This window comes from Microcoleus sp. AT8-A3, assembly GCF_036705675.1.
Classification (GTDB): Bacteria; Cyanobacteriota; Cyanobacteriia; order Cyanobacteriales; family Microcoleaceae; genus Microcoleus.
In genome coordinates this window covers 24,696-37,605 of sequence record NZ_JAUBVD010000039.1, presented here as the reverse complement: position 1 = coordinate 37,605, position 12,910 = coordinate 24,696, and the positions used below count along the sequence as shown (strand labels likewise).

The following is a 12,910-nucleotide window of genomic DNA, read 5'->3' as shown; positions in this document are numbered from 1 at the left end:
AACCGACTGAATAGCTAATCAAATTCAACAATTGCGGATTTCATTCCTATGCAAGAGGACTTAAGCTTTTAGCCAGGGGTTTCAACCCCTGGCGGATTGACGGAATGGCGAATTTGGCCGAATGGCTGCTATTAGCTAATCTCAAAATTCATAACTTCCCAAACCCAATGCTTGGCGAGCTCGATCGTCAAAATTAGGGTCAATTTCCTTGGACTTTTGAAAATAAGCGCGAGATTCGGTATCTTTACCTAAAGTCCGGGCGATCGCACCAGCCCGGTAAAACATACCCGCATCGCGAATGCCCGATCGCATTATTTCGGCCATCACTCGATCGGCCTTTTGCCATTCCCCTGCGGCGGAAAGCGCCCAAGCCAAAGTATCCAGCGTCACAGCATCCCGGCGAATTTTCACCTCCTCCTGCATTAACGCCAGCGCTTCCGTTACATCCTGCGATCGACCTTTTTCCAGCAGCAAACTCGCTAAATCCCTGCGGTGCCCGAAACCGCCAGATCCAGAAACCTGTTCCTGTCGCAGCCCCGCTTCTGCTTTGTCGCGAAGTCGCCCGGATTCGATCGCATCTCCCTCGAACTCTTTAACTCTCGCCATACCGCGATCGACAATGCGATCGAACACAGTCTCAACCCCGCCAGAATACGCAGAAACCTTGCTGTAATAGCCTTCCGCTTCCCGATAATTGCCCTGCCGCGTCTCCAAATCCGCCAAATAAATCAGCGCCAGCGGGTATCGCGGCACCAAGCGCAGCGACTCCAAAAACAGTGCTTTCGCCTGCACAAACTGCCCGCGACGCGCGTAAAATCGACCCAAGAGCGATCGGGCCCGCGCCGAACCAGCAACCTCTCCTGGTTCCTCCGCCGCCATTGCTTGCCGGTAATCCTGCACAACCTCAGCATCTCGGCCCTGAGACTCTCTCACTAAAGCTCTCAAAGTGAGAGAACCCAAGTTAGGAATCCGGTTAACTAAGGCTTCTGCGGCTGCATTTGCCTCGTTCACTTTTCCCATTGCTAAGTTAGATGTAACTAAAAGGGCGATCGCATCTTCATTGTCAGAACCCGCCTGTTTAGCAAAGCGCAAAGCAGTAGCAAAATCGTGTCTTGCCTCAGCAATTCGAGCTAAAACTAACAGCGCACCTTGGTTGTCAAAAGGCAAATCGGCGATCGACCTTTGAGCCGCTTGTTCTGCCAATAAAAACCAACCTCCCTCCCCAGTAGCGCGAGCCATTTTCAAATAAGATCCCGCCAGCGCCGCCCGGTTCAAACCGCTGCGGGAATCAACAGCCAATCGCTGCTGGTAAAAAGCAATTTCTTGCTGAATTGCTTCTTTTTGATTGGGATTATTTCTCAAACTTTCCGAAAAATGATATCGGTAATTAGTATCGAGATTTTCGGGAGTTTTGTTAGAAAAATTATCTGAAATAAAACGCAAATTAGGAGATAAATTTACTACTACCATCCCAACTAAAGGAACTACTATCAGCATCCCCCATGAGAAAATATCCGATTTTATTTCATGTTTAGTTTTAGTTTTCATACATCCGCGTTAATCAGCGTTCATCTGCGGTTAAAAAAAGCATCTCCGATCAGTCATTAGCCAATAAGCAATGACTAATGACTAATAACTAATGACTAATGACTAATTAGGCAAAGCCAAATAAGGAAAAGTCGGTTCTAAAGGTTTGTGTCCCTGAGCCGGATTTCCCGGAGTTCCGTTATAAGAAACGTTATCGCCAACCGGAGAACCCACCAAAGCTCCCAGAGTGATATCAATAACGTCGTCCATCAGCATACGACCTCCGATCAAGCTTCCTTGAGCATTTGTAGCGCTAGCGTAGCCGCTGGTTTTTGTGGTATCGATCCGCATGACATCGGGTAAGAAAGCTCCGGCGATCGCATTTGGATCGACATTATCCCGACCGTCCAAAAGATCGACAGCATTCAAAGTAGCAACAGCTTCCTGACGCACCGGAGCAGCAGCAGCGCTCAAATCCAATCTCGGAGGAATATTATTGAATGCTTCCAGATAAGCGGGAGTAACTATCAAACCCTCATTAATTGCAGGTCTTGCCAAACGCTCGAATTGTTTAAAACCGCCAGCTCCATCCCGGATCGAAACTGTTGACCAAACATCAAAAGTATTTGCCCCTGTTCCTGCTTGCAAAAACGCTTTCGGAACGCGGACAGCAATTGTATTGACGTTGTAACCTTTAGTAAAGTCGATCGCTTGACTCGGTTCTTTAAAAGCAGTGCGCGGCCCCGTTCCCAAAGCTGCGGCGCGAACTCGGAAAAATTGTTCCACATCAAAGAAAAACGGGTCTTCGCGTAAACCCGCAAATACAGTCAAGTTAGAACCGCCCACAGGTACTGTATTTACAACAGCATTAGAATTCAGCGGAGTTGTGGCAATTAGCCCGCCGTTAACTGTAGTCTTAGCAACAGTCTCCGAGCCGTTGCGAACAACAGTTACAGCTACCGCTTGCATACCTCTATTGTTAGGCGGACTGAAGGCAAACCGCAAGATAATATCCGAACGTCCAGTAGGTGTAGAATTCACGTCACTTACTTGCGTGATGTGAAATTGGTAGAGGGCTGTAGTGCTGAAATAATATTGATAACGGGCGACAGACCTGGGATTTGAATTCATGGTAAATACTAAATCCCCGTCCGCAGCACCGGAGTTTTGGTCTTTTTCGCGATATACATATAGGTCAGTTAAATTGACCGCGCGACCTTTGATATCTACTTCGCCGTCGTCGTGGTCAGAAGCGACAATTATCCCTGGAGTTAATAGAGCAATTAGAGCTACTTCAATAGCTAGTATGGTTCGGCGAATTTTTTTTGTGAGCTTCACAGTTAGCACCTTTATTGCAATGAATTTTTTGCACAAATCAATGGTAAATAACCCGCATTCGCGGGTTTTACTTTTGTAGCAACAGGTTGAAATCTGTCAACCTGTCGGGCTTTTGCGCTATTGCTGAGCCTTCTCCTATTGGTGGTATACGAAGGTTTGGCAATTTTGGATCTGTGCTTCAAGATAAATTTAGGGAAAAAAGTGTGTTATTGAGGATTTACTCGTTCCCGGACTATGCTTGGGAATGCCTGCTCCCAGACAAGGCTTCCCTCGATCGAGTGGAGCCACAGCCTCGCTTATACGGGTTCCCAGGCTCTTATTGGGAGCGATCGAACAAAGCTTGGGAACGAGTGAAGGGCGCGGTTCTGACAATTCCCGCATCCAGGATACCCGCCACGTGATTCATCCGTCCAGAAATAAAAAACCTGTATCCGATGAAACTTGCCGAACGTATTTATCTCGCGCAAGTCAATGCTTCAATTCTTTAATCGAAAATCGAAAATCCAAAATCCAAAATCCAAAATCGATTGACTCTTCACGCTCAGGGATTTTTTCGTTCTGCATAAAGCGGATTGCTAAGTCTAAAAAAAATCACTAATTAGGTGGTAAAATTCCAGATGACTTGGGATTTTTACAATTCAAAGCACGACAAAGTTAGCCTAAAAAGGCATACTCCAGTTTGTACCCCAACTTCAAACTTACAATTATGTTCTGTAGTGATATACGCCGAATTTTTAATTTTGGATCTGTGCAGTCAAAACAAAAATTTTCGGTACACTGAGATGACAGGCCAGAAGTCAGGCGATGAATCGCTGCTTTTAGTGCAGATTGCCCAGAAAGACCAAACGGCATTAGCTAAACTTTACGATCGCTACGGTCGCCCAAGCTACGCTCTCGCTTACAAAATCCTGGGTTCGGTAGAAGAAGCTGAAGAAGTGGTAATCGATGTTTTTTCCCAAATTTGGCAAAAAGCAGCAACTTACGATCCTTCTCGCAGTCGAGCAGATACGTGGTTGTTCATGCTTACCCGCAGTCGTTCCCTCGATCGGCTGCGATCGATCCAGCGAAATGTCCGGGCTGCTGAAGCTTGTCTGGAAGATGCGAAGGTACCCATCTCTAGCGTTGCAGAACCGATGGAAGATGCAATGTTTAAAGAACGCAGCGAACAAGTCAAAGCAGCCTTAGAAAAACTGCCAAAAGAACAGCAAGAGGCGATCGAACTCGCCTACTACCAAGGGCTGACTTGCGCGGCGATATCAGCTAAAACTGGTATCCCGACAGGTACAATCAAAACCAGAATTCGCTTGGGTATTTCCAAATTGCGTCAAGCTTTGAGCGAAGAATTTTAGATAGTCAAAAAACAAAATTTAAGTTGTTTAACATCAATCTAAAATTATGACCTCTCCAATCATCCATCTGGAGTGCGAGGACAGCAGACCAATTTCCAGTTTAAAATCAACCTAGGCTGAATTACAATTAATGGCGGAAAACAGATGGAAATGATGCCAGACGAGGAATATAAAATCCTTGCAGCCCTTCAAGCTCTCGATATCCTCGACGAGTCAGAACGCGGCGCATTTGCAGAGAAATTGAAAGATTCCGCAGAACTTACAAGTGAATTAGCTGCTTGGGAATCCACAATTGCTGCGATCGCCTACACAGCCCCCCCAGTTCCTGTCGCCCCCGACCTCAAAAACCGCCTGTTCCAGCGTATAGCCGAACTGCCGCCAATCCCGGCCGAATCAGCCAATATCAAGCCAATTGCTACTTCCCCAACAGAGAACAATACTCCATCTTTAATAGTGCGATCGCACGATGTCAAATGGAAATCTTATGGAGTTCCGGGAGTTTCGTTCGGCAAGCTTTACATGGACAAAAAAAAGCGCGAAATTACTTGCTTGATGCGCCTAGAACCTGGAGTAACATTTCCCCTGCACCGACACGCTGCCTCGGAGGAAGTGCTTGTATTAGAAGGAGACTTAATTGTAGAAGGGGAAATTTGCCATCAAGGCGACTACATTCGATCGGTTCCCGGTTCCACACATTCGCCCCTCACCCAAGGGGGATGTTTGCTGTTAATGAAAACTTCCCTAGACAACGAAATGTTCGTCTGATATTATTTTTGTTAAATTGCCGACAGCTTGGAGGGCGGGTTTATGTAAATTTATAGTTATAAGTATAGATGGTTGGTGAAACCCGCCCCTACAATTATTTCGGTTAATTTACCTGACAAGCTCTAACTCAAAAACGCCATATTGCTCCGCATTCTGCGGTTAAAAATCCCAAACATATCACGTAATTATCATGCTAAATTACTCGCGTTTAACTGCTGTTTTGTCCGCCGTTATTATACAATTTGTACCCAGTGACAAAAGCGCGATCGCCCAAGAACGCGAAGGATGTTTTCTGGTTAATTCAGTGGGAGAAGTAATTAACTTAAATTTGTTGTGTTCGCCTCAAGAATCCGACATTAAGCTGACAGGAAACGATGGGAAATTTATCGAAGACTATCAACGCTTAGCAAAAAGCTACTCTCCCGAAGCAACGGATAATTTACTGCAAGCAATCCGAAGGGCCCCTGGTCAAAAAATTGCGGCCGCTAAAAGAATGTGTGCGGAAGCAAAATCGGGACTTTCTCTGCCGGAAGTTAAATTAAGGGCGATCGGGCAAGCTGTCAGTATCGAAAATCCAACTGCCAAAGAAAGTTTTCTCGCCGATGCCGATATTATTACCACCCTTGCCGCCAATCATTATTGCCCGGAATTAGCCAGTAAGTAATATCATGAAATCTGTCAGTCCTCTCGCTCACCGGCAGTCCGCCAGGGAATGAATTCCCTGTCTCATAGCTAAAGTCCTCTCAAAGAGGACTGAAGAACTCATTAGTCCTCGTAGCGAGGAATTTCGCTTTGAGCCAGGGGTTTCATTCCCTGGCGGACTGAGGGTTTAACGTTAAGTTGACACGCCTTGGGTAAGGCAGCATCTCAGTTTTGATTTTACAGGAGTGCAAGGGGGACGATCGCACTTCTAAAAAACGCTTTTTACAAAACTGAGATTCTCCCACGGTAATACGGCGTCTTTACTGGCAGTTACAATATTAATTGTCATTTTGTCGCGCAATGATTCATGAAATTACCGGACATGAGATGAAACATTTAAAATCAAGTTCCGCCGACTTGCGGGATTTATTCAAAGACAGCATTACAGTTAAATACCTCGCGGAACCGCTGAAAGCTGTCCCAGCTTGCGAAGACGCAGCCAAATTGCGATCGTGGATGGAGGCCCGCGATTTTGACGTGCTCGGTATCGAAGAAAACGGCACGGTTTGTGGCTATGTAGAACGATCGCACTTAATCGCAGGTAAGTGCAGCGACTACCAGCAAATTTTTCACCCCTCCCAATTAATTGCCGCTGCCACTCCTTTAATGGAATTGCTGCCGCTGCTGCGAGAAAAACCGAGATTATTTGTATTAGAAAGCAACAGGATCAACGGTATCGTTACCTGTGGCGATTTGCAAAAAGCACCGGTGCGGATGCTGCTGTTTGGATTGGTGACGCTTCTGGAAATGAATTTATTGCGGATCGTGCGGATTTACTTTCCCCAAGATTCTTGGCAGAAATTCCTGAAGGGCGATCGTATTTTAGCCGCAAAACACCTTTGGGAATTGGGGCGATCGCGAAATGAAGCAATTGACTTAATCGATTACCTGCAATTCTGCGACAAGCGAGATTTAATCCTGACTTCTGCTGAAATAGTCGATCGGCTGGGGCTCAAATCCAAACGCTACGGGGAGCGTTTTTTAAAGTCAGCAGAAGCATTGAGAAACAAATTAGCTCACGCTCAAGATTTAATTAATGGTTCTTCTTGGCCGGAAGTAATTTTTTTAGCTCAGGAAATAGAAGCGCTTTTGCAGCGTTGCGAAGAAATTGAAATGGCCGCACCTAATGAAGTAGAGAGCATTTAATTCTCGTCTTTTAGAGAAAGACTTTTTTTGTATTGTCGCCATTTCAATCGCCTATTTTGATAGAGGAAGGTGCGCCGAAGCGCACCCTAGATTTAGTTTGTAATTTTTAGTTTCCTGTTGGTATACTTAGGAACCCAGCCTTGAGCACTGGTGTAATACTGCAAGGCTTTCAAGTACAGCGACGGAGTGAGATAAAACCAATGTTCGGTATTGGCAGGCACTTTAATGTATTCTTCAGCTTCCAGCATTAATTGTACCTGAGAGCCGTTAGAATACACAAACCCAAAAACGCATTCCCCAGCTAAAATGTGAAGAACTTCTGCATCGGTGTGGGTGTGAGTGCGATCGCTTTGAGTCATCAGCGCGTAAATCTGCTGCGAACCTGGATGCAGCACTTTTAAGTCGCACCACCGATATCCGCTGGCGCGCTTAAACTGTTCAAACTCGCTATTATATGCTGCGAGAATCTGCTGTTTTTCTGTTACATTGAGAATGTCTTGAACTAGCAGTTCTTGAAACGCCGGATTTTCGTTGGCGGGCAGGGAATCGATCTCAATATTTAAAACTGCCAGTTGACTCGCGATCGCCCGGATATCCGTATATGTTCTACCGTCTTCTAGTTGCAGAACAGCCATATTACCACCTAATTTGTTGAGCTTTGAGGGAAATTTAGTTTCCATTTTTAAGCTGCTGTTTTAAGCTTTCGTCAAAAACTAAACTCCTGCTTGTTTTCAATAATAGCCGATCGCTAAAATTCCATCTCCTGCCTCGCCAATTATCAAACCAATAGCACCCATCAAATAATTTGGTGGTTTTTTTAACTTTTATTTAATAAGATTTACTGGAGTTAATGTAAGGTGCACCATAAGCACCGCACAGCTTAACTAAAAACTCAAAACTTTCAAATCAGCATCCCCGCGATACAAGCAGTCATAAAACAAGCCAAAGAGCCAGCAATCATCGCCCTCACGCCCAACCTAGCCAAATCGCCTTGCCGCTGCGGAGCCATCGCGCCAATTCCCCCAATCTGAATCCCGATCGAACCAATGTTAGAAAACCCGCACAAAGCATAAGTCGAGATAATTTGCGATCGTTCAGAAATCGCCTGTTGTTTCACCAATTCCATCAAATCTAAATAAGCAATAAACTCATTCAAAATCGTTTTTTTTCCCAAAACAATCCCCACCTCTGCACAATCAGCCCAAGGCACCCCCATCAGCCAAGCAACCGGAGCCATCAAATAAGCAAAAATTAATTCTAGCGACAACTGAGGCAAACTAATTAGCCCTCCAAACCACCCCAAAAGCGCATTAAAAAAAGCCAACAAACCCAAAAAAGCAATCAGCATAGCGGCCACATTCGCCGCCAACTTCAACCCGTCGCTAGCACCCGAAGCCGCCGCATCCACCGCATTAGCATAAACCTGTTCTACCTTCACCTCCACCTCCCCAGCCGTCAGCGACTTTTCAGTTTCCGGGTACAGCAATTTAGAAATAGCCAAAGCTGCTGGTGCAGACATCACCGACGCCGAAATTAAATGTTGAGCCGGTACTCCAAAAGAAATATAAGCTGCCATGACTCCGCCGGCAATTGTGGCAAATCCTCCCGTCATGACAGCATGAAGTTCCGAGAGCGTCATCGCCCCCAAATAAGGTTTAATTAACAAAGGAGCTTCGGTTTGCCCGATAAAGATATTCGCAGCACAAGAAAGCGTTTCTGCGCCCGAAGTTTTCATGGTTTTAATCATCAACCATGCCACTGCTTGCACAACTCGCTGCAAAATGCCGTAGTGATAAAGTATGGTGATAAACGAAGAGAAAAAAATGATAGTCGGCAGCACTTTAAAAGCGATAAAGTGTTCAGCAAAATTATCTCCAAATATAAACTTTGCCCCGGCATCAGAAAAATTGAGAAACTGCGTCACCATATCTCCCAAAAATTTAAAGACAGCCAAACCCGGAGCAGTTTTAAGAATCAAAATAGCAAAAATTAGCTGTAAAGCAATTCCCCACAATACGGGCGGCCATTTGACAGCGCGCCGATCGACTGAAAAGACGTAGGACAAACCGACAAAAACAGCTAACCCGAATACAGAAATAAGTCGTTCCATTTAGCAATTTTTAGAGAAGGTGCAGCAAGCATTTGTCGTTACCAGGCTCTGGTAATCCAGATTAACAGCCCGATCGTACTTTATCTCGTTTCCAGAGGTCGCCATGAGTTCGCGGCGCGGGCAGCACAGCCCCGGAGGGCGTATAATACACGATGCAGCCCGATCGCATACAATATCAGCCAGTTTCGCTTACAATAAAAGGCTAAACCTCAAAATCACGGCGCAGCCTAATTGCTGCTACTTTTATGTCTCTACCTATAGTTGCTATTATTGGACGCCCCAATGTAGGCAAATCGACGCTCGTCAACCGTTTAGCCAACACCCAAGACGCGATCGTCCACGACGAACCAGGAATCACGCGCGATCGCACTTACAGACCAGCATACTGGGGCGATCGGGAATATCAAGTCGTAGACACCGGCGGGCTAGTATTCGACGACGAAACAGAATTTTTGCCTTTAATTCGCGAACAAGCAATGGCGGCCCTCGCAGAAGCCAGCGCAGCAATTTTCGTAGTAGACGGCAAAACCGGACTCACCGGCGGCGACGAATCGATCGCATCTTGGCTGAGACTGCAAAAAGTCCCAGTCATTCTCGCCGTCAACAAATGCGAATCCGAAAATACAGGGCTTACCCAAGCAGCCGACTTTTGGCAATTGGGACTCGGAGAACCTTACCCAGTTTCCGGCATTCACGGTAACGGCACCGGCGAATTGCTTGACAAATTAATTACTTACCTTCCCACAGAAGTATTACCCGAAGTTGAGGAAATTAAAGTAGCAATTATCGGTCGTCCCAACGTCGGCAAATCGAGTTTGTTAAACGCATTTCTCGGAGAAAATCGCGCCATAGTCAGCCCAATTTCCGGCACAACCCGCGACGCGATCGACACCTTAGTAGAACGCAACGGTAAAACCTACCGCCTGATCGACACAGCCGGAATTCGCAAAAAGAAAAACGTCGAATACGGCGCAGAATTTTTCGGGATCAACCGCGCTTTCAAAGCCATCCGTCGCGCCAACGTCATACTGTTAGTAATTGACGCAATCGACGGCGTTACCGATCAAGACCAAAAATTAGCCGATCGCATCAGCCAAGAAGGTCGCGCCTGCATCATAGTCGTCAACAAATGGGATGCCATAGAAAAAGAGTCCGACACAATATACGAGTACGAAAGAGAAGTCAGAACCCGACTTTATTTCCTCGACTGGGCAGAAATGATTTTTGTTAGCGCCATGAGTGGACAGCGAGTTGAAAAAATCATTGAATTAGTAGACAAAGCCTCCGACGAACACAAACGTCGCGTCCCTACCGCAGTCATTAACGAAGTCATAGAAGAAGCCACAACCTGGCACTCAGCCCCAGTTACCCGCCAAGGAAAACAAGGCAAAATCTATTACGGTACTCAAGTGCGATCGCAGCCACCGACAATCGCCCTATTTGTCAACGATCCCAAACGCTTCACAGAAAATTACCGCCGCTACATGGAAAGCCAATTCCGCAAACATCTAGGCTTTACCGGTACACCAATGCGGCTACTTTGGAGAGGCAAAAAAGTTCGTGCCACCGAAATGAGCACAACAAACAGAGCACTGCGCGTGAAGTGATTTTAGATTTTAGATTTTGGATTTTAGATTAAAGAGAAAACGCAGTTTAATGGTATAATTAAGTTGCGATTTTTTTCTTTTGTCTTCCTTCGCCTCTTGGCAATTCAATTACTTGGTATTTGAAACAATTCCAAATCAAACAATCTAAAATCTCAAATCGCAAGGTGGACGAACAAGAGTTTAAAAGAAGAACAAAGCAGCTAGCATTGAGAGTTATTAAGCTAGTAGATGCGCTGCCCAAAGGCTCCGCTTCTCAGGTAATTGGCAAGCAGTTAATTCGTTCAGCAACTTCTGTAGGAGCCAATTATCGAGCGGCTTGTCGTGCGAAGTCAACAGCAGACTTAATTTCTAAACTCAGGATAGTGGAAGAAGAAGCGGATGAAAGTCTTTACTGGATGGAGTTAATAGTTGAAGCTGAATTGGTAGATGCCACTAAATTGAAAAGTATCATGTCAGAAACAAATGAGATTTTAGCGATGACTGTTGCGTCCATCAAAACTTTAATTGCTAAAAACCCAACAGCAAATCGCAAATAAAAAAATGTCAAAATTCAACAAAAATTTCCTATCAAAAATCAAAACATCAAATAATCCCCAATCAAAAAATCAATTGCTCAATCAAATAATCCCATTCAAAAATCAATCAATCAATCAATCAATCCCTCAATCCCTCAATCAATCAATCAATCAATCAATCCCTCAATCAATCCCTCAATCCCTCAATCAATCAATCAATCAATCAATCCCTCAATCCCTCAATCCCTCAATCAATCAATCCCTCAATCTAAAATCTAAAATCTAAAATCTAAAATCGACAAGATGGACTTACTTCGATCGCTCCCCATAGGACTTTACCTAGAACAACCCGTAACCTGGCTTCACCGGCTAGACTCCCGCGTCAAATTAGCTTGGTTGATGACATTTCTGATTGCACCAATACTCGCCAATCCCATCTGGCGGTTGATGCTAGTAGGAATGTTAATCGTACTGACACTAACTGCAGCAATTCCCTTGCGCGTGTGGAAACAGCAAATGGGACTGCTGCTGCTATTTTGCCTATTAGTATTTTGCCTCAGCGCGATCGCCCCCGACGGACTCCCCGCAGAACACCAGCCCCGCATCCCCGCCGACGAATTAACCTTTTCCCAACAGCCGGCAACCCTTCCACCCCCTCAAAAGCCCAAACCCTGGTACCAATCTTTTAACTTAGGCTCAAACTCCCCAATCCCCAATCCCAAAGCCCAAAGCCCAAATCAACTCCCCCAACCCACAAACTACCGTTACGTTTTATTAAAACAAGGCCCGATTAAAATCACTCGCAAATCCCTAGATTTAGCTATCAACGTCAGCACCCTATTTTTCACAGTAATTTACAGCACCAACCTCTACCTTCTCACCACAGCCAGCGAAGAAATTACCGCCGCCCTTGAAAACTTAATGCAGCCCCTGCGCCGCTTGAACTGGCCTATTACCGAAATAGCCTTAACATTAACTTTATCTTTGCGATTTATTCCCCTAGTATTGGAAGAAATACAAAATTTAGTGCGATCGGTCAGAACCAGAGCGATAAACTGGAAAAAACTCGGATTTCGCAGCGCAGCTCAAGTGTGGTTGATGATAGCGGAACGGCTGTTAGAAAACTTGCTTTTGCGAGCTGAACAAATTGCCAGCGCCATGAAAGTTCGCGGCTTCACCAGTCCCGATCGACACCGTGTAGAATGGCACCAGTTGCAATTGAAAATCCGAGACTGGATCGCCCTCGGCTGCTTGCTCATCCTCTGGAGCGCCCGTTTTGTTTGGGGGTGGGACAGTTGAGATTTTAGATTTTAGATTTTAGATTTTAGATTGATTGATTGATTGATTGATTGATTGATTGATTGATTGATTGATTGATTGATTAGATTTGAGATTGAAGAATTGGGAATGACTGATGAAGCTCGTCGTTTGGAGTACAGGCCAACATTTGAGTAAGTTTTGTCTGGTGCGCGACAGTCCTGCTAAAGTAATGGAGACAAATATTTAGAGAACCAAGACCTTGAACATCTATCTTGGGACAGATGTTGCGATTTTAGATTTTAGATTTTAGATTTTAGATTGATTAGATTTGAGATTGAAGAATTGGGAAGGAAAGATTCGAGCGGGCTTTGAAGCACGGGCATACATTTGAGTCAATACGCTTGGGTTAGTGCTAAAAAAACCGATCGTGCGTAGGTTGGGCCCGTGGAACGAACCCTCCGTTTCACTCCGCCCAACATTTTCGCTACAATTTTCCACGGGCCCAAGCGTATTGACATTTGAGTAAGTTTTGTCTGGTGCGCGACAGTCCTGCTAAAGTAATGGAGACAAATATTTAGAGAACCAAGACCT

General features: G+C 45.3%; 12 protein-coding genes. 8 read left to right on the top strand and 4 right to left on the bottom strand.

What is annotated here, in order from left to right:
- Nucleotides 1-141: 141 nt before the first annotated feature.
- Nucleotides 142-1,548 (bottom strand): hypothetical protein, encoded by a 1,407-nt coding sequence (locus QUB51_RS20840; RefSeq protein ID WP_333262781.1) that lies wholly within the window; start codon nt 1,546-1,548, stop codon nt 142-144.
- Nucleotides 1,549-1,650: 102 nt separating this feature from the next.
- Nucleotides 1,651-2,865: a DUF4331 domain-containing protein gene (locus QUB51_RS20835; RefSeq protein ID WP_333057878.1), complete on the bottom strand. Its 1,215-nt coding sequence runs from the start codon at nt 2,863-2,865 to the stop codon at nt 1,651-1,653.
- Between the two features lie 173 nt (nt 2,866-3,038).
- Between QUB51_RS20835 and QUB51_RS20830 the strand changes: the two genes are divergently transcribed.
- The 5 genes from QUB51_RS20830 to QUB51_RS20810 all read left to right on the top strand — a co-directional run bounded on the left by QUB51_RS20830 (nt 3,039) and on the right by QUB51_RS20810 (nt 6,827).
- The gene (locus QUB51_RS20830; protein ID WP_333337569.1) at nt 3,039-3,266 is read left to right on the top strand and encodes a hypothetical protein; all 228 of its coding nucleotides are present in this window, start codon (nt 3,039-3,041) and stop codon (nt 3,264-3,266) included.
- A 381-nt stretch (nt 3,267-3,647) separates the two neighbouring features.
- Nucleotides 3,648-4,214 carry a sigma-70 family RNA polymerase sigma factor gene (locus tag QUB51_RS20825; RefSeq protein ID WP_333057880.1) on the top strand — a complete coding sequence of 189 codons (567 nt, stop codon included), beginning with the start codon at nt 3,648-3,650 and terminating at the stop codon, nt 4,212-4,214.
- A gap of 150 nt (nt 4,215-4,364) precedes the next feature.
- Nucleotides 4,365-4,979, top strand: coding sequence for a cupin domain-containing protein (locus tag QUB51_RS20820; protein WP_333233650.1), 615 nt, complete (start codon nt 4,365-4,367; stop codon nt 4,977-4,979).
- A gap of 190 nt (nt 4,980-5,169) precedes the next feature.
- Nucleotides 5,170-5,643: a DUF732 domain-containing protein gene (locus tag QUB51_RS20815; RefSeq protein ID WP_333211005.1), complete on the top strand. Its 474-nt coding sequence runs from the start codon at nt 5,170-5,172 to the stop codon at nt 5,641-5,643.
- A 365-nt stretch (nt 5,644-6,008) separates the two neighbouring features.
- Nucleotides 6,009-6,827 carry a hypothetical protein gene (locus QUB51_RS20810; protein ID WP_333262775.1) on the top strand — a complete coding sequence of 273 codons (819 nt, stop codon included), beginning with the start codon at nt 6,009-6,011 and terminating at the stop codon, nt 6,825-6,827.
- Nucleotides 6,828-6,919: 92 nt separating this feature from the next.
- Here QUB51_RS20810 and QUB51_RS20805 read toward each other — a convergent pair whose 3' ends face one another.
- Nucleotides 6,920-7,507, bottom strand: a complete 588-nt coding sequence (locus QUB51_RS20805) for an acireductone dioxygenase (RefSeq protein ID WP_333262772.1) — start codon at nt 7,505-7,507, stop codon at nt 6,920-6,922.
- Between the two features lie 221 nt (nt 7,508-7,728).
- The gene (locus QUB51_RS20800; protein WP_333262769.1) at nt 7,729-8,937 is read right to left on the bottom strand and encodes a NupC/NupG family nucleoside CNT transporter; all 1,209 of its coding nucleotides are present in this window, start codon (nt 8,935-8,937) and stop codon (nt 7,729-7,731) included.
- A 245-nt stretch (nt 8,938-9,182) separates the two neighbouring features.
- Here QUB51_RS20800 and der point away from each other — a divergent pair, with 245 nt between their 5' ends.
- The 3 genes from der (at nt 9,183) to QUB51_RS20785 (ending at nt 12,358) form a co-directional block, all read left to right on the top strand.
- The gene (der, locus tag QUB51_RS20795; protein WP_333210999.1) at nt 9,183-10,544 is read left to right on the top strand and encodes a ribosome biogenesis GTPase Der; all 1,362 of its coding nucleotides are present in this window, start codon (nt 9,183-9,185) and stop codon (nt 10,542-10,544) included.
- 164 nt (nt 10,545-10,708) lie between these two features.
- Nucleotides 10,709-11,080, top strand: a complete 372-nt coding sequence (locus QUB51_RS20790) for a four helix bundle protein (RefSeq protein WP_333211850.1) — start codon at nt 10,709-10,711, stop codon at nt 11,078-11,080.
- A gap of 282 nt (nt 11,081-11,362) precedes the next feature.
- Complete coding sequence (locus QUB51_RS20785; RefSeq protein ID WP_333057888.1) at nt 11,363-12,358, top strand: energy-coupling factor transporter transmembrane protein EcfT; 996 nt, start codon at nt 11,363-11,365, stop codon at nt 12,356-12,358.
- Nucleotides 12,359-12,910 lie beyond the last annotated feature (552 nt).